We start from the raw sequence: 22459 nt of genomic DNA on the forward strand, positions 1-22459 counted from the left end.
CAATAATTCAAAGGTGACCGGTAAAACATGTACCTATTTGTTATTATTTTCGTTATTTCTACTGCCACAAGCCGTGTGATACAGAGCCGAAAAGTTTAATACAGTCAAATAGTGCACGAACAGAATACCAAGCTGCGCCTCTTTGAAAAATCTATTTATCAAAATACTGATCCTCTTCCTGCCGGCAGGTATGTGCGCCCAGGAGCTGTCGGGCCTGCGGGAGAGGGTGTTTAGAGCGGACAGCGATACTGTCATACTCGATACGGCCAGGATCGTCCCCGGCACGATTGAGCTGGCTGCGGAGCACGGACAACCGGTCAGCGACACCCTCTACACTGCCGATCCCCTGAACTCCAGGCTTGTTTTTGATGAAGGCTTCCCTTACCGGGGAAAAATCCTTGCGGCCAGGTACCGTGTTTTTACACTTGACCCGGCCATGACAGCAAGCAGAAAAGATACCGCCATGATAATTCCTGCAGGTCGCGACGATGAGTTCTCCCGCCTCCATCGTTACAGTCCCCCATCCATCCCCGCTGATCTGTGGAGGGAGGAGAGCCTGACACGCAGCGGCAGCATCTCCAGGGGAGTCAGTTTCGGCAACAACCAGGATGTGATAGTCAATTCGAACCTCAACCTGCAGCTATCCGGCAAACTTGACGACAACCTCAACATAGTCGCCAGCATCTCCGACCAGAACATTCCCCTGCAGCCGGAGGGTTATTCAATGCAGATCCATGAATTTGACAGGGTCTTCATACAGCTTTACAACGACAACCTGGCCCTTACCGCAGGTGATTTCGCGGTTAGCGGGGGCGGGGGCATCTTCCTGCCGCTTGAGAGAAAAGCACAGGGATTGCAGTTCTCGTCGGTCACTGAACCGGGTAGCGGACCCTTTACAGAGATAAGCAACTCTGCCACGGCGGCAATTGCCAGGGGACGTTATGCCCGTAACAGTTTTACCGGATCGGAAGGCAACCAGGGCCCCTACAAGCTTACCGGCAACAATAATGAACTCTTCATCATCGTACTGGCAGGGAGCGAAAGGGTGTTTGTTGACGGCCGCCTGCTGACAAGAGGTATCGACGGGCACTACGTGATAGACTACAACCTGGCAGAAATAACATTTACCTCGAACATGCCCATAACCAAAGACAGGCGCATTATTGTCGAGTTCGAATACTCCGACAGGAACTATTCCAGGTACATGCTTTCAAACAGTACCGCCCTGCAAACAGGAAACGGGAATTACTTCATCAACATCTACTCCGAGCATGATGCAAAGAACCAGCCCCTGCTGCAGGAACTTTCAGAAGAAGAGACTAAGCTGCTTGCATCGGTGGGCGACAGCCTGCACAGGGCATGGATCCCCAGGGTCGACAGTGTGGAGTTCAGGAACGATGTGGTCCTTTACGAAAAGACCGATACAATTGTAAACGGGGTAATGTACACCATCTACCGGCACTCTGTCGACCCGGAGAGGGCATTTTACAGGCCCGGCTTCTCCCGTGTAGGCGAGAACAGGGGCAATTACAGGCAGGTCAGGAGCGCTGCCAACGGCAGGGTATTTGAATGGACAGCCCCGGTAAACGGTGTTCCTTCGGGTACCCACGAACCGGTAACCCTGCTTGTCGCTCCCATGAAACAACAGGTGGTCAGCATTGGAGGATCGCACCGGCTGACCGGCAATACCGGTGCATCCTTCGAACTCGCCGTGAGCAATAACGACATGAACACTTTTTCTCAGCTTGACAATGAAGACAATACCGGGATGGCCTTCCGGACCGCCATTGACAGGGCCGTGCCTCTCAGGGATGAGGGCCGTTCCCTGGCAGGAGGTATTGACTACGAATTTGCCGGAAGCAGTTTCAGTACTACTGAAAGATACAAGCCCCCGGAATATGAAAGGGACTGGAACCTGATCGGCCTCCGTGGTGCGGCTGACGAGCATAAGGTGGGCTGGCACGCAGATTACTCGGGCAACATCAGCTATGCGCGCTATCGTGGAGAGCACCTGTCGCTGCCCGGACTCTATGCCGGGTGGCGCAATTCCCTTGATGCATTTGCCATGGCTGCCGGTTTTGAAGGCAATATGAGGCTGAGCTACCTCAACACGGCCACAACCGCCGACGCGACAGGCTTCATGAGGCACGAGACTGAGCTGGCCAGGCCCGTCTGGCGTCTTATAGTTGGTATCCGCAGCGAAGGTGAGGACAACAGGAGAGAAGAGAAGGGCGAAGACACACTCTTGCCGTCAAGCTTTAACTTTCACCAGCGTGAAGTCTTCCTGAAGAACCACGATACCGCAACGTTCCATTTCCGCACAGCCTACCGGGAAAGGGATGACAGGCTGCCGGCAGATGGCCGGATGGAACACTTTTCACTGGCGAGGGAGGTGTCGGCAGGTTTTGTGGCTCTGCCGGCTGCAGGCAACAGGTTGTCGGCCGGAATAAACTATCGCACACTTGAAGTGGACAGCGATAAATTCAGTGACGACCTGCCTGCGCCAACGACCCCGGTTAAAAGCAAGCCCGAAAACTCGCTCAATGGCAGGCTCGAAGCAGACCTGACGGGACTGGAAGGTGCGATAAGGGGTAACCTCTTCTATGAAACGGGATCGGGACTGGAGATGAAGAAAGATTACATGTTCATAGAGGTTGCAAGGGGCCAGGGCACTCATACATGGACCGACTACAATGAGAACGGCATAAAGGAGCTCGACGAGTTCGAACCGGCCGCTTTTCCCGACCAGGCAAATTACATCAGGGTTATGGTGCCGACCGACGATTTTGTGCGCATACGAAGCGGCCAGTTCAGCCAGACACTTCGCCTGGGTGCCCCGCCGTCATGGCAGGATGCAAACGGGGTCAGGAGAATTGTTTCGCTGTTTTCCAGCAATGCTGCCTACCAGACCGGTTATAAAACATCAGGTAGCGGACTCATTGGTACCTCCCCCTTTCATGCCGGACTGGCCGACAGCAACCTGCTAAATCTATCCTCATCGTTCAGGAACAACCTTTCTTTCCGGTCGCGCGACCGGAGGTTTGCCCTCGAGTACCTTCACCAGGATAACAGGTCGCGCAACCTGCTGGTGAACGGACTGGAGTCAAGAAGCGACCGGTCAGACGCCCTGCACGGCCGTTACGAGCATTCTCCCATGGTCACTTACACGGGCAGGATTGAGTCCGGTACCAGGATATACGTTTCCGAATTTTTCCCCGGAAGGGATTTCGAAATAGAAGCAACATCGGCAAGGGCAGGCATATCGGTACAGCCCGGCCACCTGTTCCAGGCCTCGCTCAATATTGAACACCGGAAGCAGAACAACAGCCCTGGCAATGAAACGGCGGAGCATAAAAAACTGGGTGCAGGCTTAAGCTACACCGTGCCGTCAAGGGGCAGCATCACAGCAGGCGCTGATTACTATTATATTGAATTCGACGGCAGGGTGAACACTCCACTTGCATGGGAAATGTTGGGGGGACTAAGGCCGGGAAACAACCTTGTGCTGAATGTACAGTGGCAGCAGACCATTGCCGGCAATATGCAGCTTAGCCTCACATACAACGGAAGGACCTCTTCAGGAAGCAACTTCATCCATACCGGGGGTATGCAGGTAAGGGCCTATTTCTGATATGCCGCAGGTTCCGGTGCGAAGATATAGCCCGGGTCAGAAAGCGGCCATCAGCAGGTCAATGTCCTTGCTCGGTATGTCAAACAAATTACCTATCAGTGAGTTTGTAAGCAGTCCGTTATAAATATAGACCCCTTTCCTGAGTCCGGGACTCTCCAGCAGTGATTGCTTTATGCCTCCCGACTCCCCGATGGAAAGCAGCAGCGGTGCAAAGATGTTGCTCAGGGCTATGGTGGCCGTTCTGGCAACCCTTGAGGGTATATTGGGCACACAGTAATGTATAACGCCGTGCTTGACAAATACAGGCGATTTATGTGTCCTGCACTCCGAGGTCTCAATACATCCGCCCTGGTCAATGCTGAGGTCGACAATCACCGCACCCTTCTTCATCTCGCTCACCATCTCACCGGTAATAAAAAACCGCGGCCCCTCGGTGCCAAGGTGTATGGCGCCGATCACCACATCGGCGCTTCTGAGGGCTTTTGCAACAACCCGGGGGTGATAGATGGATGTGTAGAGCCTCTGTCCGAGAATGTCCTGCAACCGGCGCAGCCTGTCAACCGAGTGGTCAAACACCTTCACAAAGGCACCAAGTCCGGTTGCAGCCCTGGCGGCTGATTCGGCAGCTGTTCCCGCACCCAGGATAACCACCTCGGTCGGAGTAATACCGGTTATTCCGCCAAGCATAACCCCCTTCCCCTTGTTCTGGTTGGAAAGGTATTCGGCAGCGATGAGTATTGATGCTCCCCCTGCGATCTCGCTCATCGAACGGATAACCGGAAAGGTGTCGTCGTTGTTGCGGAGATACTCGAAAGCTATGGCGGTAACCTTTTTTTTCATGAGCCTTTGAAAGTAATCCCTCTCCTGCATCATATGACGGAGTGATGAGATCAGAACCTGGCCTCCTTTCATCTGCTCAATCTCATCATTAACGGGAGGGGCAACCTTCAGGATCACATCACAGCGTGAGAAAATACCTGCGCGTTCTTCCACGATAAATCCCCCCCGTTCACTGTAATCGGTATCGGAGTAATTTGCGGCAGCAGCTGCGCCTTTCTCAATAAGCACCTGGTGGCCGTTGCCGGTAAGAATCTCAACTGCTTCAGGCGTAAGGGCCGTCCGGCTCTCATCCTCCTGTGTCTCCTTTGGAATTCCTATTGCGAGCTGTTTGCGTTTTCTTCCTGTTTCCAGGACCTCTTCCTGGGGCATCAGGCTACCCTTGCCAAGGGCCCAGGAGTGGGAGAATTTCTGGTGCTGCATTCGTTGTATTTTGAGTAAACCCTGCCCCGGGGCTATGCCCCGGAGTATCGCAAGGTATTTGTTGTTTCCGGCCCAAAGGGTCGGGGCATTGAACCATTTTAAGAGTTAAGCAAGTTAAGGAAAATGGCTGACAGTTTCAAATCTTTTTGCCGGTGGCTGCAAACAGAGTCTCCCGCAGCCTTCTTCTTCCGTCATCAAGCACCTCCAGCTCAAGCCTGACAGTACCCGGAGGCAACAGTCCCCCGATCTTTTCAGGCCACTCTATCAGGCAGGTATCGTTCCCGAAAAAGTATTCTTCATAACCCATGTCAAGCACCTCCTCCAGGTTTTCAATACGGTAAAAATCGAAGTGGTAGCAGCTGACATTGCCGCTGCCGTCGCGATATTCATTTACAAGTGCGAAAGTTGGACTGGTAACGGTCTGCTCAACGCCCAGTATCCTGCAAAGAGCCTTTATGAAGGTGGTCTTCCCTGATCCCATCTCACCATAGAATGCAAATATCCGGGCACCCGGGAAAGCCTCCTTTAGTCCGGCTGCGGCTTCGTCAATACTGTTCAGGTCAAATTCAACTGAAAAAACCATTTTCTTCATTCCCGCGGATCAAGTGAAATAAACGGCACCAGCATCTCCTCGAGCGATATCCCCCCATGCTGGAAAGTGTTCCTGTAGTAATTCGCATAATAGTTGTAATTGTTCGGATATACAAAGAAATCCCGCCCTGTGGCAAAGATATAGGCTGAACTGACATTATTGCGTGGAAGACGGATCTTCGAAGGGTTACGTACCTCGAGCACCTGCCGGGGATCATAATCGAGATTTTTACCCTGCTTGTAACGCAAATTGGTCGTGGTATTACGGTCGCCTACCACCTTCACCGGGTTTTCCACTTTCACCGAACCGTGGTCGGAGGTCAGAAAAACCTTTACCCGCTGCCGGCTAAGCTCCCTGAGCAGGTCGAGAAGATAGGAATGTCTGAACCATGACCTGGTGAGCGACCTGTATGCAGAATCATCATCGGCCAGCTCCTTGATAACCTCCATCTCTGTACGGGCATGAGACAGCATATCAACGAAATTGTAAACAAGAACAGTAAGCGGATAGCTTGCAAGTGACGATATGTTCTCAGAAAGCTTCTTGCCGCTTGTCTTGTTCAGCACCTTTTCATAATAGAACCCGGTCTCCCTGCCCAGCCTTTTCAGCTGGTTGCCCAGGAGGGCCTTCTCATGAAGATTCTTGCTGCCCTCCTCTTCCTCATTAACCCACAGTTGCGGGTAAAGCCTTTCTATATCCCACGGCATAAGTCCGCCGAAAAAAGCATTCCTGGCAAATTGGGTGGCAGTAGGCAAAATACTGCAATAGAGCTCTTCATTTTCAACCTGGAAGTATTCCCTGATATCAGGCATTATTGCCTTCCACTGATCGTATCTCAGGTTATCTATAACTATCACCGCAACTTTGCGGGACTTGTCAAGAAGCGGGTTGATCCTTGAAGAGAACAGGGTATGTGACATCAGCGGCCTCCCGTTCTTTTCGTCTTCAAACCACACCGGGTATTCAGACTTGATGAACCTGGCAAATTCATTATTGGCCTCCTGCTTCTGGAGTGCGACAACTTCATTCATTCCGGGATCGGCTGAGTCCTCCAGCTCCATCTCCCAGTAAACGATCCTGCGGTAGATATCCACCCAGTCGCCGAAAGAAGATGCACTGTTTATTGACATGCCCAATTTTCCGAACTCAGACTGGTAGGAGGAGGTTATCTTTTTTGTAACAAGCATCCTTGTGTCAACATTCTTTTTGATGGCCAGCAGGATCTGCTTCGGATGCACCGGTTTGATGAGGTAGTCGGAAATCTTCGACCCGATTGCCTCCTCCATTATATTCTCTTCCTCGCTCTTGGTTATCATTACCACCGGAAGGGCGGGGAATGCCCCCTTTATCTCTTCGAGTGCCTCCAGGCCGCTTTTACCCGGCATATATTCATCCAGGAACACCAGGTCGGGATTATGGGTCTTTACCATCTCCACGGCATCATGGCCGTTCGTGGCTGTGATCACCTCGTAACCTTTTGTCTCAAGAAAAATTATATTGGGCCTAAGCAGGTCTATTTCGTCATCGGCCCAGAGTATCGTGATTTTTTTCATTAAAGAGTCTTTTTATCTGCAAACACGGGTTTTACCTCACCAGGTACTCCTCTTCAAAGAAGTTCAGGTAAGAGGCTATATTCCGGTCCTTCATGAAGATACCGTAATTATTGTCAGAGATGACAAACTGCGGAAAATCTGTCTGCCCCGTTTCGGCATAAACATCTTCCGATGCCCTGAAGCGCTTGAAATAATCCATCGAAACCGGCAGATCCGGAAGTCCCTCAACCCTGAGAATATGGTAGCTTCTCGTAAAAGACTCACTGCTTACGTTAAGGTCAAATCTTGGAAAGTTGTCGACATTGAAATTCACAATGTTGAACACCATCCTGTTAATGATATCCTGGTTGTTATCGACAATAACCACAAAATAGTGTTCGTCCTCCTTGTCATCCAGGTAAATATCGGTTTCGGTCACAACCTCGGCAAACTGGACAGCTTCAGCGTAGTCATCGTCAAGATAGGCTATGAACTGCATCGCGTTTTCTGCCATTTCAGTACCGGGATAGCTGGAAATATACTCGGTCAGCATATCCCTGAACACAGGTATGTTACCTCTTGACCCGTACGACAATGTTCGCAGGTACTCAAACCTTGGGATAAGATCACTCCCGGGCCACATGGCCGATGCATAAAGAGCTCTATCGGCAACTTCTTCAAAATATCCGTCCCTGAAAAGATAGAATGTCTCTTCATAGTACCGTTCTGCCGCCTGCAGTTTCTCCTCATACTCCCTGAAATAATCAGGATTTGTGAGGATCGCCGCGTAAGGGCTTCCGGGATAACCGTCAACGATCATCTGTTCATACCTGCCGGCCGCACTGAGATTATTGTTATCCATGCTCATATTATACAGGTCATACAGTGCGGGAAGGGCATAGTAACCTTCAGGGTACCTGCGTACAAGCTCAAGAAAGGCTTCCTCTGACCTTTCCAGATCACGGAGTTCATCCTTGAAGATCAGCCCCATATTGTAAAGGGCCTCCTCCAGCCTGTAATGCGAGTTCATCATGGCCTCCTCCGTAAGCGGGATATCTCTGAGGTAAAACTCCCTGCTTCCCTGTTCGGGTGCATCCTCATCTTCCTCCTCAGCATCAGCAACAGGGTCTCTCCCTGCATCTGCCATCATTGCCGGCGCGATGGTCTGCCGGCTGGACCTGCGCCAGTTGTCCTCCAGCCTCCGCTCGCCCCAGATCGACTCAAACTCATTCTGGCCGAAGGTAACGGCAGAGGGGTTGTAAAAATACCAGCTGCCGTCGCCTGTACGCTCGGCCTGGTAACGCGCCGACTGGGCAGTGCGGGCAGTGCGGTACTGGGGTGTTTGCTGTGCAAGCCTTTCACGCTCACGCGCATCAGCCTCCTCCTGTCTTGCCATAGCGATGATATCGTCAATCTTCCTGTTCCTTTCTGTCTCGCTCATTGAGGCAAGAAGCTGCAGGCTGTCCTCCAGACGGTAGATCAGTATGTTGTCAACCAGCGCATTGAGAACAGCGCTTTTCGCCTGTAAGGCTTCCATGTCGGGAAAGTCCCGGTCCATATTGATAAGGGCGGAGTCGTAATATTCTGCGGCTGTGACATAATCAGGGTGCTCAAAATAGATGTCGGCCAGGGAAAGATAGGTGATTGATTTCTGAGAAGGGTTGGTCCCCCTTGCGGTTGCTGCGAGCTTATAATGCCTGATGGCATTCTCCTCATCGCCATCCCTCAGGTAGATGTTCCCCAGGGCATAATATATCTGATCCTCGAAATCCCTGTTCTTTTCATCGCGGAGCATCCTTTCGAGGGTATTTATCATCTGCCCTGTTTCACCGCTGCCGGTTTCAACAACCCCCGCCTGGCCCAGACGTGCGTTAAACACCATTTCATACGGGGGGTTCATTCCTATAACGCGTGCGTAATAGTCGGAGGCCCTGGAATTATCCCCAATGCTCTCATAAAGCTGTGCAAGAATGTAGTTGTACCTCACCCTTGTAGACTTACCCCGGGTCTGCTTAAGGGCCCTTTCCAGATTTTCCGCGGCCCTGGCGGGCTGTCCAAGCCTGAGGTGGTAGTCGGCCACCGTTGCATATAGTTCTCCTTCAAGGTCTGCAGGAAACTCAGGGTCATCAATGATCTGTTCGAGCAACAGTCTCGCTTCGTTAAACCTTTGGCTCTCAATATATGTACGCATAAGCCAGACCCTCGCTTCATGACGCTCCTCATTCAGGGCATACTCCCTTATAACATACATGAATGCCTGGGTGGCTGACACAAAATCGTGCTTGTGGAAATGCGCCTTCCCGGCAAGAAGGTAACTCTGCCTAACCCATTTGTTATATTCATTCAGCTGGTAGAACTCCTCGTCTCTCCCAAAAAGAGAACCCCTTCCCTCTTCGGGCCTGACGGTAATACTCTTGTTGTTTATAACCTTTGACGCCTTATCGATGGCACGGTCCATATGGGGAGCAGCAGACCTTGCCAGGTCGGGATCCGTATAGAGAAATACCGGCAGAACCTTGTTGTAGTCATAGCGGAAGTCACGCTCCATGTTCCGCACCCCTGTTCTGTAACTCTCCCTGCCATTGAAAAAAGCATTGTATTTGGCAGTAACCTGGTGATATGTTCTCGTTAGCAGGGTGTTCTTCTGCGTGGAGCATGATGCCGCGAACATAATGATAAAAAGGAGTGCAGCATATCTCACAACTGGTTGCATAAATGCAGCTATTTTGTTTTAACTGACGCATAAAAACGGGAACGGTTGCACTGCACCCTCCCCGCTGGTAACGAACCTGTCTGATTTCTTTCTAATACAATAACTGCTAAAACCCCCGCATATTATTTCAGGGGCAAAAAAAACGGCCGATCAGGCAGCAACGACTTCCTTAATTTCAGGTATGTCGCTTTTGATTGCCTGTTCAACACCGGCTTTCAGTGTCTGCATGCTGTACGGACAGCCATGGCATGCGCCTGTAAGACGGACTTTAAGCACATTATCGTCAGTTAGTTCAACCACTTCAATATCACCTCCGTCAGCCTGCAGATAGGGTCTCACCTTATCAAGTGTGGCTGCTACTCTCTTGAGCAATTCTTCTTTCGACATATTATTGGTATTAAATCTGTTATTAATGATCGCTACTTCTTTATTTCAACTTTTTTTGTGGGTTCCATGGTCCTGTTTCTTTCATCCACCACTTCAACAACTTTTGCAGCAAGTCTTTCAAAGGCTGCAGCAGTCTCGTTGTTTTCAAGGGCCACCGGTGTACCACTGTCTCCTCCCTCACAGATACCCTGTACCATCGGTATCTGCCCAAGCACGGGCAGGTCAAGCCTTTCGGCAAGTTTTTTGCAACCGTCACGTCCGAATATGTAGTACCTGTTCCCGGGCAGCTCGGCAGGGGTGAACCATGCCATATTCTCAACCAGCCCCAGTACCGGAACCGAGATATCCTTGCTCCTGAACATTGCCACTCCCTTGGTAACATCTGCCAGCGCCACATCCTGGGGCGTACTTACCATTATCGCGCCTGTTACGGGCAACTCCTGCACCAGGGTCAGATGAATATCGCTTGTTCCGGGAGGAAGGTCAAATATCATATAATCCAGATCCCCCCACTCTGCATCACCAATAAGTTGTTTCAAAGCACCTGTAGCCATAGGCCCACGCCAGATCAGCGCATTATCGGCAGGCACGAATAACCCTACCGACAGAAACTTTACCCCGTATTTCATCTCAGGAATAATGAGGCTCCTGTCACCCTCTTTCCTCACCTTTGGCCTTGAATCCACCGCTCCCATCATCTTCGGCACCGAGGGCCCGAATATGTCAGCATCCAGGAGCCCGACCCTGTAACCCTTTTTGGCCAGTGCCACGGCCAGGTTGACAGCAACGGTGCTCTTGCCCACACCTCCCTTGCCCGAAGCCACGGCAATTACGTTTTTGACGCCCGACAGCAGTGGTGGCGGTGTCTTCTGTTTCGGCGCATCCATAATGATCCCTATTTCCAGTCCGGGTCCCTCACCAAAAGCCGATCTCAGCGCCTTTTCACAGGCCATCTTGACCGCCCTCACAAAAGGGTCTCTCCGGCCGCCGGTATCAAGGCTGAAACTGATGAATTTTTCATCAACCGACAGGTCCCTTAACATTGACAATGTCACAATATCCTTCCCTGCACCAGGATGGTTGATCTTTTTCAGTATTTCAACCACTTTGTCTTTTGTCGGTACCATAAGACAAAATTATCAATATTTAAACTAAATATAACCAACTGCAAATGTATAAAAAAAAACCGACCGGTCACGGCAGCGAACCTGAGCTGTCGCATCAGGACCGGCTCAAGGCCCGCTTTAAAGACTGCATCAGCGCCCGTTGCAGGGATCCCAGAAAAGTTCACTGAACCTGACCACCCTGTCGTCTGCAACCTTTATGTTCTCATTTTCCAGAAGTTGCTGCATAGCAGTGGGCGTCCCGAAATGGTATTTCCCTGTCAAATAACCGTTGCGGTTAACCACGCGGTGAGCCGGAATGAAATCCTCCCGGCTGTGACAGTTATTCAGCGCCCATCCCACCATGCGCGCCGAACCTGACGAGCCCAGGCAGCGCGCTATCGCACCGTAGGTGGTAACCCTTCCGAAGGGAATACGGGATGTCACCCTGTATACCCTTTCAAAAAAGCTCTCTTTATCACTGGTCATCCGGCTCGTTTATTGATTTGTTTCCGTCAATCCTGAACCTGATATAGCATATAGGCTTGCCGTGCTTCAGAAACTTCTTTTCATAGAAAGTGCGTATGTCAAGTACAGGGTCGCCTGTACCGTTACCGTACAGATCGTTAGTATGAGCATCTATTTCCAGCCGGTTACCCTCCAGCAATGACAGGGTATATTCATAAAGCACAGCACTGTCTGTCTTCAGGTGTACAAGTCCCCCCGGCTTCAGGAAACCCCTGTATCTGCAAAGGAACTGGGGTGCGGTAAGCCTCTTCCTTGCCTTTTTTACCTGGGGATCAGGAAAGGTCAGCCATATTTCATCAACCTCATCCTGTGCAAAAAAAGAGGAGATCATCTCTATACGTGTCCTCAAAAAGCCAGCATTTTCAAGGCCGTTGTCAAGGGCATACCTGGCCCCTTTCCATATCCTCGCCCCTTTTATGTCCACTCCCAGGAAATTCTTCTCCGGCATCATCTTTGCCAGTTCAATAGTGTACTCCCCTTTTCCGCAACCAAGCTCCAGCACCAGGGGGCCGCTACGCCGGAAGAAAGCTTCAGCCCACTTGCCGCAGAGCGGGTGCCTTTCGCCGTACACCTGATCCGCTCCGGCCTGCACCACATTCTCAAAATCCCGCATTTCGGCAAATCTCAGCAGCTTCTTCTTTCCCACAACAGTATGATTATCCAGGTTTATATACCGGCCTTTTCGACCCTGAGCCCGATATCGGTTATTCCCGGCAAATCTGCGATTCTCATTGCCTGTTCTATTTCAAAAACATAAATACCCCTTTCGGGGAACCGTACGTTCCGCCTGTAATAGAACCTGTTCTGCCAGATGCTCCCAAAACCACTGCCTTTCCATTTCCCGGATGGCTCGGCCAGTACAAGCTCAAGGGTGTCGCGGGTGGACGACCCGCCGGGCGATGTAACCGAGATAAAGAGAAAAAGGTTGCTCCTGGGGTATTCACCGGTATTCCGCACATTAATGAGCAGGTTGTGCAGGCTCAGGGTATCGTCAATATTTACCCCGAACACAGGTACATTGTCCCTGTCCCATACGGTGCCGGGAATGCGGCGGTTCTCCTCGTAAACAACGCCCGGGTTACAGCCGGCAGCAAAAACCATGAAGGCAATTGATAGCAAAAAAAGGCCTGCAGGCACCCTGCCGTAATTGGAGTCGGTATAACTGTCATTCATTTTTCGGCCTTTTTATCTTTTTCTTTTTCCTGCGGCCCTTCTTTTTCTTGCGGCCGCCAGCACCTTCAAACCTCGTCAGGCTGTCGTCTGAAAAATATTCTGTTCCCACGGCAGGCAGGTCTTCAGTCATTGCGGCATTCTCAATCAGCCTGACCGGTTTCTTACCGCTTTTGTTGAGCACGATTATCTCCTTTACCCTCTCTATGCTTAGTGACGCCATGTTGACCGGAGCATCGGGATCTGATGAGTACCAGATGAGCTTCTTAAAAATATCTGCCTTCTGGAAATAATAGCTGCCCTCATTTGTCTCAAGGACCCGGCTAAGGTCAGGGAACTCTTTTTTGGCATCACTGTAAACCTCAACTTCATAATTGATACAGCACTTCAGTTTACTGCACTGTCCGGCCAGCTTCTGGGGGTTAAGAGAGATATCCTGCACCCTTGCAGCATTGGTGGTAACAGATGAGAAGTTAGTCAGCCATGTGCTGCAGCAGAGCTGCCTGCCGCAGGCTCCTAATCCTCCAATCCTTCCGGCCTCCTGACGCGCCCCCACCTGCCGCATCTCGATCCTTACCCTGAACTCCCCGGCCAGCACCTTGATAAGCTCCCTGAAATCAACCCGCTCCTCTGCAATATAGTAGAATATTGCCTTGGTTTTGTCACCCTGGTACTCCACATCGCCAATCTTCATATCCAGTTTGAGTGACTCCGATATCTCACGGGCCTTGAGCATGGTAGGGATCTCAAGCGCGATAGCCTCTCTCCACTTATCAATATCGGCTGGCTTGGCCTTACGGTAAACCTTCTTAAGACTCTCATCATCAGGCCCGACACGGTATTTTTTCATCTGTTCCCTCACCAGCTCGCCCCTCAGCGATACAATGCCTATATCATGGCCGGGCGATGATTCCACAGCTATAACATCTCCCTTGCAGAGCTTCAGCTTGTTGACGTTCCTGAAAAACCCCTTTCTTGTATTCTTGAACCTTACCTCGACAATATCATTACCGCCCGGAGTATCGTGAAGATCGTCGAGCCAGTCATGCACATCCAGGCTTTTGCATGACAAATGGCCGTACTGACCTGTCTCCTGTCCCGTTAGAATGGCTGAGCAGCCCCTGCAATATATTGTATTGTCGGTCATTACAACTACTGGTTTAAACCTGTGCAACAAAAGTAATAAAAACTAGGTTTTCAGCAACCTGGCTGTTTTGATGGCAAGGTCGAACAAAACAAGGCGGCTGTAGCCGTTGTGCTCGATGTGCAGTGATGCCCTGCCGAATTCGTCGTACAATGTATGAACGTTCCCGGGATGGATAAATTTTGAAAACTTTAGCGACCACTCTTTTTCTTCATCAGGAAGAAGGTCTATATCACCGGCATTCACATTCATCATCAGGTTGCCCCTTATAAGCCGGAGTGCCGTTTCAAGAAAATGTTTCTGTCTCTCCCTGCCTCTTGCCCCCATCTCCTCGGTCCATTGCATGATCCCGGCAAAGTCGGGTATAAAGCAGAGCCGCATGAACTTCACGAACATTGAAAAATTGTAACTGTTTTCATCTCCCTCTTCCAGCAGTTCCTGCAGTTTAAGGTAACTGCCTTCAGAGAGCCTTGCCAGCCGCCCGGCCATGCCAGGATCACTGATCCCCTTCTCACCGATCAGACTCTCCATCGACTCCTTATCTATCGGAGGCACCCTGAAGATTTGTGTACGTGAAAGAATGGTAGGAAGTATCCGGCCCGTATCCTCGGCAATCATAATGAACACCGTTCCCGCCGGAGGTTCCTCGAGAATCTTGAGTAACTTGCCACTGGCCGCCGGGTTCATCTTCTCGGCCATCCATATTATCATTACCTTGTACCGTGCCTCAAAGCTTTTCAGGGAAAGTTTCTTCATTATCTGCTGGCTCTCCCTGATGCTTATAAACCCCTGGCTGTTCTCCACACCGAGCTTTTCCATCCACATATAGAGGCTCAGATAGTGGCTCTCCAGCACCGCCTCACGCCATCGTGAAATATAGGTGTCGCTCACCGGGTCCTTTTCCCCGTTTTTCAGTTTCGCCACGGGGAAGACCAGATGGAGGTCGGGATGCTGTAATTTAGCATATTTCCTGCAGGAGCGACACTCATTACAGGCATCATCAGCACCGGGAGCCTCACAGTTGAGGTACCTGGCGAACGCGAGCGCCAGTCCCAGTTTCCCGGTTCCCGGCCTGCCCGTAAATATGATCGCATGCGGAACGCAGTTCTCCGAGGCAATCTGCAGCAGATTGCCCTTCAGCTCCTGACATCCGGCAACATCTCTGAAAAGCATATCACTTTTGGTAATCTGATCAAAAAATTACGGGAAATATTTTCCAATAACATCCCTGCACAAAGTTAAAATAAAAAATAGTTTTTTACTTTTGCACATGCCATCGCCACGGCAGGTAAATAATTAAAGTGCCGTAAGAGGCGGCATCAACACGGGGCGCTTATAAAACCTTTTACCTACTGATGTTAAAACCGGAATACTAACAATAAACAGCAGCAATGACGACAATTGAGACATTTGACTTTAAAAAGAAGAAAGCCCTTATCAGGGTTGATTTCAATGTTCCTCTTAACAGCAACTTTGAAATAACCGATGACAACCGGATCAGGGCGGCAATACCAACGATAAAAAAAATACTCGCCTCAGGTGGCTCGGTAATACTCATGTCGCACCTGGGAAGGCCCAAGACCGGTTATGAGGAGAAGTTTTCGCTCAAGCACCTGGTAAAGCACATTTCGAAACTGTCAGGGGCAAATGTGAAGTTTGCGGGCGACTGCATAGGCAATGAACCGCATGAATTGGCTGAGAACCTGAAGCCGGGAGAGATATTGCTGCTTGAAAACCTGCGGTTCCACAAGGAAGAGGAAAAGGGTAATGAAGAGTTTGCCGCAGAACTTGCTTCGCTGGCCGACGTCTATGTGAACGATGCATTCGGTACCGCTCACAGGGCACATGCATCAACTGCCATTGTTGCAAAATTCTTCCCGGAGAACAAAATGTTCGGATACCTCATTGAAAATGAGCTGAAAAGCATGGACAAGGTGCTGAAGGATTCACAGAAACCCTTTACAGCCATCATGGGAGGGGCAAAGGTATCCGACAAGATCCTGATAATCGAGAACCTGCTTGACAGGGTAGACAACCTTGTGATAGGCGGCGGCATGGTCTACACCTTCATCAAGGCCCGGGGCGGCAGCATCGGATCGTCAATCGTTGAAGAGGACAGGCTGGACATGGCCCTGGAGCTGTTTGAAAAGGCAAAGAAAAAGAATGTTAATCTCGTCCTGCCCGTTGACAACGTGGTGGCTGACAAGTTCGACGCCGAAGCGTCGGTCCGGAAGACAGCCGTTGACAGCGTACCTGACGGATGGATGGGCCTCGATATTGGCGAAGAATCAATAAACATGATATCCGATATAATAAGGGATTCGAAGACCATCCTCTGGAACGGGCCCATGGGCGTTTTCGAGATGGAGAAATTCGAGGCAGGGACCAGGAGCGTTGCCCTGGCAATAGCCGAAGCCACATCAAGGGGGGCATTCAGCCTCATCGGGGGTGGCGACTCCGTGGCAGCGATAAACAAATACGATCTGGGCGATAAGGTTAGTTACGTATCGACCGGTGGCGGTGCAATGCTTGAATACATGGAAGGCAAGGAGCTGCCGGGTATCAAGGCCATCAGTGGATAGGGCCGCGCCAGAGACCACCATCGCAAAATAATCGGACAAGGGGCCCGTTTTGGCGCCTTAACCAATAGAGCAGCCCGCTGATAATGGCAATTGTCCCCTGTAAGGATATATCCTGGCCGGGGCAACTAGTCCTCCTCTATCAGGCTCTTAATTCTCTCTATCTGTTTCTGCTTGTTGACCTCCCTGAGGTTACGGGCGGTTTCGGTAAAGTACTGGTGACCCGATATGAACTTTATCTGCAGTTTGTTCCAGTCATTCAGCGTTCCGATCTTTTCCTGTTCCCTGAGCTCCTTGTAAAGGGTATTCGAAACCGGAATGAAATCACTTCGCCCAAGATAGTCGAGATCGGAATCGCACATTATCTTTTCAAGAAGGTTTCGCGGCCTGGGCGGCATCTGGGTCGCCATTATCAGCTCGCACACCCTGTCAATCTGCTCATCTGAAAAATTATACCCTGGCAGGTACTGCCTGGCCAGTTCGCATCCAAGCTCCTCATGCCTGTCATATCCCACCGTGTGGCCTGCGTCGTGAAAGAGGGCAGCCGTCTTAAGTATAAGCACTTCCTCCTCTGATACCCCTTCTGCCCACCCTATCAGCTCAACTTCGGTAACCACGTCGATCGTGTGCTTAACATTGTGGTAATAGAGATACGCCGGCAGCTCTTTTTCAAGCTTGTCGAGAATGATCTCCTGCAGGTCTACAAACTGGATCAGCTTAAACTTGGTGTCGAACCGGTGATCCGGCTCAAGGCCCTTACCATTGACAGACATCTCGGGAATTATGCCCCTCACGTAATACATCTCAAGGTCGCCAAGATACTTTACAGGGATCTTGCCGTTATACTCGCATGCGAAAAACTCCTTAACGAGCTCGTAGGTATTGGCAGAGATGTTTATTTTTCCAACATCGCATGATGAACTGAGCCGGCTTGCAATATTGACAGTATCTCCCTTCAGCTCCCATGACACCTTTTTCTTGCCGGTGGCAATGGCAGTTACAGAGCCGGTATGCACACCGGTACGTATATCCCAGACCTTGTTCTTGTCAGACCTGTTCTTCAGTTCATCCAGGTAGAGTGTCATCTCCAGCGCTGCCATCACCACATCGATCGGGTTGGTGCTGTTCTTGGCCGGCACACCCCCGGCACACATGTAGGAGTCACCTATGGTCTTTATCTTTTGCAGCTTATATTTTTTTACTATCGAGTCAAAATGAAAAAACAGATCATCAAGCTCATCCATCATCGATTGTGTATCCATCTCCTCGGTGAGTCGCCCGAAACCCTGGATATCGGCAAACAGGACAGTACCCATCTTGAATTTAAGGATACCGGACTGGTCATCCGGATCTTCACCTTCTCCCTCGCCTGCCTTCAGCCTTGCCAGCCTCCGTTCATATTTATCAACAAGCTCTGCGAGCTTGTCATTGCTTTCGGCAAGCTGCCTGATCTGCTCTTGAAGATCCTTGTTCTGCTTCACCAGCCTGGCAATCCTTTTAAGCAGTTCCTTGTCCTGGTGTCTTTCCGTCTCTTTAACCATGGAGTTAGAATGTTTATCTTTGTAACGATGACAGCATCCTGAAAAATTTATGCACACAAAATTAATCATTATAAGTTGATCTGTCAAAATACCGGCTTGTCTAAAGCGCCGGTTAATAATAACCGGGCGCAATTGCTGCCATTATAAGGTTGCCTGAATGCAAAGTGATATCCGGAAAGAGCTGATAAAAGGGATCTTCGCCATAAGAACGCAGGGTGAGTTTGAGGATATGGCCCTGCGGGTGTTCTCATATCAGTGCGGTAACAACGAGCTGTACCGCACTTACCTGGATATCCTGGGCATAGATCCCTCATCGGTTGACCGCATCAGCCGGATCCCCTGCCTGCCTGTTTCATTTTTCAAAACCCATGCAGTTTACACGGGGACTGCTCCCGGCGAGAAGGTTTTCAGGAGCAGCGGAACAGGAAGGGGAAGCGGAGCGGCGAACCCGGGAAGCGGCAACACCTCCGGGAACAGCAGGACCGGCGACGGAAGCAGAGCGGCAAACCCGGAAACCGGTTTTCCATCCGGAAGCAGCGGGACAGGCTCAGCGAACCCGGGAAGCGGCAACACCTCCGGGAACAGCAGGACCGGCGACGGAAGCAGAGTGGCGAGCAGCGGTACCGCTCCTGCTGTCAGGTCGGCCCATTACGTTGCCGACACCGCGCTTTACGAAAAAAGTTACCTGAGATGCTTTGAGATCTTTTACGGCGACCCGGCCGGTTACTGCTTCCTCGCACTGCTTCCCTCCTACCTCGAAAGAGGTGATTCATCGCTGGTTTATATGGCCGGGGGACTTATCAGGAAGAGCGGCAGGCCCGAAAGCGGCTTTTACCTGGATGACCTTGATTCACTTGCCTCAGTCATCCGGTCCAACGAAAAGAGGGGCATCAAAACATTCCTTTTGGGGGTAAGCTTCGCCCTGCTCGACCTGTTCGGCCGGTACGGTTTCAGGCTCGGGAACACTATTGTTGCAGAGACAGGAGGGATGAAGGGCAAAAGGAAGGAGATCACCCGGGAGGAGCTGCATGACCTGATCAGGCGGGGAAGCGGACTTCAGCATATACATTCGGAATACGGCATGACCGAGCTGCTTTCCCAGGCATGGTCACGATCGGGCGGCATATTCCACACCCCTCCATGGATGAAGGTCATGATAAGAGACGCCTATGATCCATTCTCCTGCCTTGAACAGGGCCGCAGCGGGGGAGTTAACATCATCGACCTGGCCAACATCGATTCATGTGCTTTCATAGAGACGGCCGACCTTGGCAGGATGCATCCGGGGGGCGGGTTCGAGATACTGGGGAGGTTTGACAATGCCGATCTGCGCGGTTGCAACCTGCTTTCCGAATAGTTGAGACTTTCATGTTATTTTGTGTGCGTCAGCACATGGGGGGCATCTACCTTCCGGTCACGGCAGCAGTCGATATTATATATTACATCAAGGCTGGTCCCGGCCCCCTCCATACTGATTTTACCTGCCGGTCCACATCCGTGTACAACGAAGTGATGCCTGGATCTTCACCCTACTGCTGAAAATGCATTCTCCATATGTTCGATCCTGTACTGGTCACCTTCAAAGATCACCGTTATGATATCAAAACGAACGTCAACATCGAGGTCATTCTTCAGGATATAGCTATTGGCAGCCCTTATAAGCAATTTCTGCTTCCGTTTGTTCACAGTGCCTGTAAGTGTTTCAAGAAAACCCCGGGTACGTGTCTTCACCTCTGCAATGATCAGCTGGTTGCCCTTTCGCGCTATGATATCCACCTCCAGATGGCCCGACCTCCAGTTCTTCTCCAGGATGGAGTAAGAGCCGGCGGCAAGGTGGGATGCAGCGATATCCTCTCCGCGTATACCCAGTTCATTGTGCTCAGCCATATCAGTCTGCCGGCCCGGCCGGTTCGTTACCTGAATGTTATGCTGCCTGTTCTCTCTTCCACCGACAATGTGACCTCGCGGCCCATAATAAGAGGGTGGTTGTCCGGCTGGTGTCCTGCCGGGAACCCGAACATTACCGGGAAATCATACTCAGACACCGTTCGTGCAATTATCTCTGCGGTTGTTTCCCCGAAAGGGACCTCGTTGTCGTTCATACCGGTCATCCCCCCCACAACAAGTCCCGCAACCGATTCAAAAACACCGCTTCGTTTCAGGGCCATCATCATACGGTCCAGGTGGTAGAGGTACTCACCCACCTCCTCGATAAAGAGAATGCAGCCCCTTGTATCCGGAGCCGAATTTGACCCCATGATGCTGCAGAGAACAGACAGATTGCCACCGGCAAGAACACCCGTAGCCCTGCCCGTTCGTGAAAGTTTATGGTTTGGCAGGTAATAGGCAGGCAGTGTGCCGAAAAGCGCCTCCCTGAGTAGTTCCATAGAGCGCCCGGAAACAGGCTTCTTTTTACCAGGAGCCAGCTCAGCCGCCATGGGGCCGTGTATCGTCTCAACACCGCATATTCTGTTGATATGGCTGTGAAGTACGGTAACATCGCTGTATCCGACAAGCCATTTGGGCTTATTCATGAAGCTGCCGAACTCCAGCTCATCGACAATTCTCACACAGCCGTATCCCCCCCGGGAACATATAACCGCACCGACCGATTCATCATCGAGCATGGCCTGCAGGCCGGAAACCCTGACTTTGTCGGAACCGCCGAACTGGTTGAATACAGAATAGACCCCCGATGCCATCACCACCTCCAGTCCCCAGTCGCCGAAACATTTCACGGCATTATCCAGGGCGCCGCCGGGAATTCTGCCGGCTGGCGTCACAATGCCGATCCTGTCTCCTTTCTTCAGCGCAGGTGGTGTGATCATCGGACAAAAAGATTTTTCAGTAACGGTAATGATCGGATTTATATGGGCCCTCTACCGGCACGCCTATATATTCAGCCTGATCCTTTGTCAGCTTTGTGAGCTTTACCCCAATCTGCTCCAGGTGTAGCCTTGCCACCTCTTCATCAAGTTCCTTGGATAGCCTGTACACCCCTGTTTTATACTTGTTCTTCCAGAGGTCGATCTGTGCAAGCACCTGGTTGGTAAAGGAGTTGCTCATAACAAATGACGGGTGCCCGGTTGCACAGCCCAGGTTGACAAGGCGCCCCTCGGCCAGCAATATGATCGCATGTCCCCAGGGGAAGACGTACTTGTCGACCTGTGGCTTGATATTTATCTTTTGAATATCCGGATAGGCTTCAAGCTTGTCAACCTGTATCTCGTTGTCAAAGTGGCCTATATTGCAGACTATAGCCTGATCCTTCATCTTGGCCATGTGCTCAACAGTGATCACATCTTTGTTGCCGGTGGCGGTAACAAAGATATTCCCTTCATCCAGGGCCTCTTCGACTGTCTTAACCTCAAAGCCCTCCATGGCAGCCTGCAATGCACATATCGGGTCAATTTCGGTTACTATCACCCTGGCGCCGTATGCCCTCATTGATCTTGCAGAGCCCTTGCCCACATCGCCATATCCAAGCACGACAACGACCTTGCCGGCAAGCATCACATCGGTGGCACGTTTGATGCCGTCGGCCAGCGACTCACGGCATCCGTAAAGATTGTCAAACTTGGACTTTGTAACAGAGTCATTGACATTAATGGCAGGGAACAGGAGTGTTCCTTCCGTATGCATCCTGTAAAGCCTGTTAACTCCCGTGGTTGTCTCTTCAGAAACGCCCCTGATACCTTTAGCCATCCGGTGCCACTTACCGTGGTCAGCCTCCAGGTACTCCGCGAGTATACTGAGCACCTCAGCCTCTTCAGTGCTTTCGGGTTCTTTGTCAAGCACAGCCGCATCCTCTTCTGCCTCATATCCCTTATGAATTAGCAGGGTGGCATCGCCGCCGTCATCAACAATTATGTTGGGCCCCTTGCCGCCCGGAAAGGTAAGGGCCTGTGCCGTACACCACCAGTATTCACGGAGCGTCTCACCCTTCCATGCAAAAACCGGTATGCCGGCCTCTGCCATTGCTGCCGCCGCATGGTCCTGTGTGGAAAAAATGTTGCAGCTTGCCCAGCGAACCTCTGCACCGAGTTCTGCAAGTGTCTCGATAAGGACTGCCGTCTGGATGGTCATATGGAGAGACCCCGTGATCCTGGCGCCCTTAAGCGGCTTTTCATCTGCATATCTCTCCCTGACAGCCATCAGCCCGGGCATCTCCTTTTCTGCAATATCTATCTCTTTCCTGCCCCATTCTGCAAGGCCTATATCCCTGATCTTGTATGGCAGGGCATCGGTAATTGTTTCCATAACTTAAGTGCTGTTTTAT

Annotated in this window: 18 protein-coding genes; 3 read left to right on the forward strand and 15 right to left on the reverse strand. The window is 51.1% G+C overall.

Going from position 1 to position 22459, the window contains the following annotated elements:
• Window positions 1–190: 190 nt before the first annotated feature.
• The gene (locus EA408_07055; protein TVR72269.1) at window positions 191–3631 is read left to right on the forward strand and encodes a hypothetical protein; all 3441 of its coding nucleotides are present in this window, start codon (window positions 191–193) and stop codon (window positions 3629–3631) included.
• Between the two features lie 36 nt (window positions 3632–3667).
• Here EA408_07055 and EA408_07060 read toward each other — a convergent pair whose 3' ends face one another.
• The 11 genes from EA408_07060 to EA408_07110 form a co-directional block, all read right to left on the reverse strand.
• Window positions 3668–4891 carry an alanine dehydrogenase gene (locus EA408_07060; protein ID TVR72270.1) on the reverse strand — a complete coding sequence of 408 codons (1224 nt, stop codon included), beginning with the start codon at window positions 4889–4891 and terminating at the stop codon, window positions 3668–3670.
• 136 nt (window positions 4892–5027) lie between these two features.
• Complete coding sequence (tsaE, locus tag EA408_07065) at window positions 5028–5474, reverse strand: tRNA (adenosine(37)-N6)-threonylcarbamoyltransferase complex ATPase subunit type 1 TsaE (protein TVR72315.1); 447 nt, start codon at window positions 5472–5474, stop codon at window positions 5028–5030.
• A 5-nt stretch (window positions 5475–5479) separates the two neighbouring features.
• Entirely contained in the window at window positions 5480–7036 is a 1557-nt protein-coding gene (locus EA408_07070; GenBank protein TVR72271.1) for a PglZ domain-containing protein, read from the reverse strand.
• A 31-nt stretch (window positions 7037–7067) separates the two neighbouring features.
• On the reverse strand, window positions 7068–9728 hold the full coding sequence (locus EA408_07075; GenBank protein ID TVR72272.1) for a hypothetical protein: 2661 nt from the start codon (window positions 9726–9728) through the stop codon (window positions 7068–7070).
• 150 nt (window positions 9729–9878) lie between these two features.
• A complete protein-coding gene (locus EA408_07080) occupies window positions 9879–10115 on the reverse strand; it encodes a NifU family protein (protein ID TVR72273.1) in 237 nt (78 codons plus the stop codon).
• Between the two features lie 32 nt (window positions 10116–10147).
• Entirely contained in the window at window positions 10148–11242 is a 1095-nt protein-coding gene (locus EA408_07085) for an MRP family ATP-binding protein (protein ID TVR72274.1), read from the reverse strand.
• Between the two features lie 129 nt (window positions 11243–11371).
• Complete coding sequence (locus tag EA408_07090) at window positions 11372–11707, reverse strand: MGMT family protein (GenBank protein TVR72275.1); 336 nt, start codon at window positions 11705–11707, stop codon at window positions 11372–11374.
• Entirely contained in the window at window positions 11697–12392 is a 696-nt protein-coding gene (gene trmB / locus EA408_07095; GenBank protein TVR72276.1) for a tRNA (guanosine(46)-N7)-methyltransferase TrmB, read from the reverse strand. The genes EA408_07090 and trmB overlap by 11 nt, the downstream gene beginning before the upstream one ends.
• Before the next feature lie 20 nt (window positions 12393–12412).
• Window positions 12413–12919, reverse strand: coding sequence for a gliding motility lipoprotein GldH (gldH, locus tag EA408_07100; GenBank protein TVR72277.1), 507 nt, complete (start codon window positions 12917–12919; stop codon window positions 12413–12415).
• Entirely contained in the window at window positions 12912–14063 is a 1152-nt protein-coding gene (locus tag EA408_07105; protein TVR72278.1) for a hypothetical protein, read from the reverse strand. Before EA408_07105 ends, gldH begins: the two co-directional genes overlap by 8 nt.
• Before the next feature lie 42 nt (window positions 14064–14105).
• The gene (locus EA408_07110; protein TVR72279.1) at window positions 14106–15233 is read right to left on the reverse strand and encodes a DNA polymerase III subunit delta; all 1128 of its coding nucleotides are present in this window, start codon (window positions 15231–15233) and stop codon (window positions 14106–14108) included.
• 218 nt (window positions 15234–15451) lie between these two features.
• On the opposite strand from EA408_07110, the gene EA408_07115 reads away from it, so the two are divergent.
• Entirely contained in the window at window positions 15452–16642 is a 1191-nt protein-coding gene (locus EA408_07115) for a phosphoglycerate kinase (GenBank protein TVR72280.1), read from the forward strand.
• 125 nt (window positions 16643–16767) lie between these two features.
• Here EA408_07115 and EA408_07120 read toward each other — a convergent pair whose 3' ends face one another.
• A complete protein-coding gene (locus EA408_07120; protein ID TVR72281.1) occupies window positions 16768–18249 on the reverse strand; it encodes an HD domain-containing protein in 1482 nt (493 codons plus the stop codon).
• Window positions 18250–18337: 88 nt separating this feature from the next.
• On the opposite strand from EA408_07120, the gene EA408_07125 reads away from it, so the two are divergent.
• Window positions 18338–19537, forward strand: a complete 1200-nt coding sequence (locus EA408_07125; GenBank protein TVR72282.1) for an acyl transferase — start codon at window positions 18338–18340, stop codon at window positions 19535–19537.
• A gap of 167 nt (window positions 19538–19704) precedes the next feature.
• Here EA408_07125 and EA408_07130 read toward each other — a convergent pair whose 3' ends face one another.
• From EA408_07130 to EA408_07140, 3 genes are read right to left on the reverse strand one after another with little or no spacing between them, the layout of a single operon-like run.
• Entirely contained in the window at window positions 19705–20067 is a 363-nt protein-coding gene (locus EA408_07130) for an endonuclease (GenBank protein TVR72283.1), read from the reverse strand.
• A gap of 26 nt (window positions 20068–20093) precedes the next feature.
• The gene (locus tag EA408_07135; GenBank protein TVR72284.1) at window positions 20094–21008 is read right to left on the reverse strand and encodes an LD-carboxypeptidase; all 915 of its coding nucleotides are present in this window, start codon (window positions 21006–21008) and stop codon (window positions 20094–20096) included.
• 16 nt (window positions 21009–21024) lie between these two features.
• Window positions 21025–22440 (reverse strand): adenosylhomocysteinase, encoded by a 1416-nt coding sequence (locus tag EA408_07140; GenBank protein ID TVR72285.1) that lies wholly within the window; start codon window positions 22438–22440, stop codon window positions 21025–21027.
• Window positions 22441–22459: the final 19 nt, after the last annotated feature.

The sequence above is a fragment of the Marinilabiliales bacterium genome, assembly GCA_007695015.1.
GTDB lineage: Bacteria > Bacteroidota > Bacteroidia > Bacteroidales > PUMT01 > PXAP01.

Bases quoted from the DNA above. Each gene is read 5' to 3' on its own strand.
- EA408_07055 (TVR72269.1), top strand. From the start codon at position 191: ATGTGCGCCCAGGAGCTGTCGGGCCTGCGGGAGAGGGTGTTTAGAGCG.
- EA408_07060 (TVR72270.1), bottom strand. From the start codon at position 4,891: ATGCAGCACCAGAAATTCTCCCACTCCTGGGCCCTTGGCAAGGGTAGC.
- tsaE (TVR72315.1), bottom strand. From the start codon at position 5,474: ATGGTTTTTTCAGTTGAATTTGACCTGAACAGTATTGACGAAGCCGCA.
- EA408_07070 (TVR72271.1), bottom strand. From the start codon at position 7,036: ATGAAAAAAATCACGATACTCTGGGCCGATGACGAAATAGACCTGCTT.
- EA408_07075 (TVR72272.1), bottom strand. From the start codon at position 9,728: ATGCAACCAGTTGTGAGATATGCTGCACTCCTTTTTATCATTATGTTC.
- EA408_07080 (TVR72273.1), bottom strand. From the start codon at position 10,115: ATGTCGAAAGAAGAATTGCTCAAGAGAGTAGCAGCCACACTTGATAAG.
- EA408_07085 (TVR72274.1), bottom strand. From the start codon at position 11,242: ATGGTACCGACAAAAGACAAAGTGGTTGAAATACTGAAAAAGATCAAC.
- EA408_07090 (TVR72275.1), bottom strand. From the start codon at position 11,707: ATGACCAGTGATAAAGAGAGCTTTTTTGAAAGGGTATACAGGGTGACA.
- gldH (TVR72277.1), bottom strand. From the start codon at position 12,919: ATGAATGACAGTTATACCGACTCCAATTACGGCAGGGTGCCTGCAGGC.
- EA408_07105 (TVR72278.1), bottom strand. From the start codon at position 14,063: ATGACCGACAATACAATATATTGCAGGGGCTGCTCAGCCATTCTAACG.
- EA408_07110 (TVR72279.1), bottom strand. From the start codon at position 15,233: ATGCTTTTCAGAGATGTTGCCGGATGTCAGGAGCTGAAGGGCAATCTG.
- EA408_07115 (TVR72280.1), top strand. From the start codon at position 15,452: ATGACGACAATTGAGACATTTGACTTTAAAAAGAAGAAAGCCCTTATC.
- EA408_07120 (TVR72281.1), bottom strand. From the start codon at position 18,249: ATGATTAATTTTGTGTGCATAAATTTTTCAGGATGCTGTCATCGTTAC.
- EA408_07125 (TVR72282.1), top strand. From the start codon at position 18,338: ATGCAAAGTGATATCCGGAAAGAGCTGATAAAAGGGATCTTCGCCATA.
- EA408_07130 (TVR72283.1), bottom strand. From the start codon at position 20,067: ATGGCTGAGCACAATGAACTGGGTATACGCGGAGAGGATATCGCTGCA.
- EA408_07135 (TVR72284.1), bottom strand. From the start codon at position 21,008: ATGATCACACCACCTGCGCTGAAGAAAGGAGACAGGATCGGCATTGTG.
- EA408_07140 (TVR72285.1), bottom strand. From the start codon at position 22,440: ATGGAAACAATTACCGATGCCCTGCCATACAAGATCAGGGATATAGGC.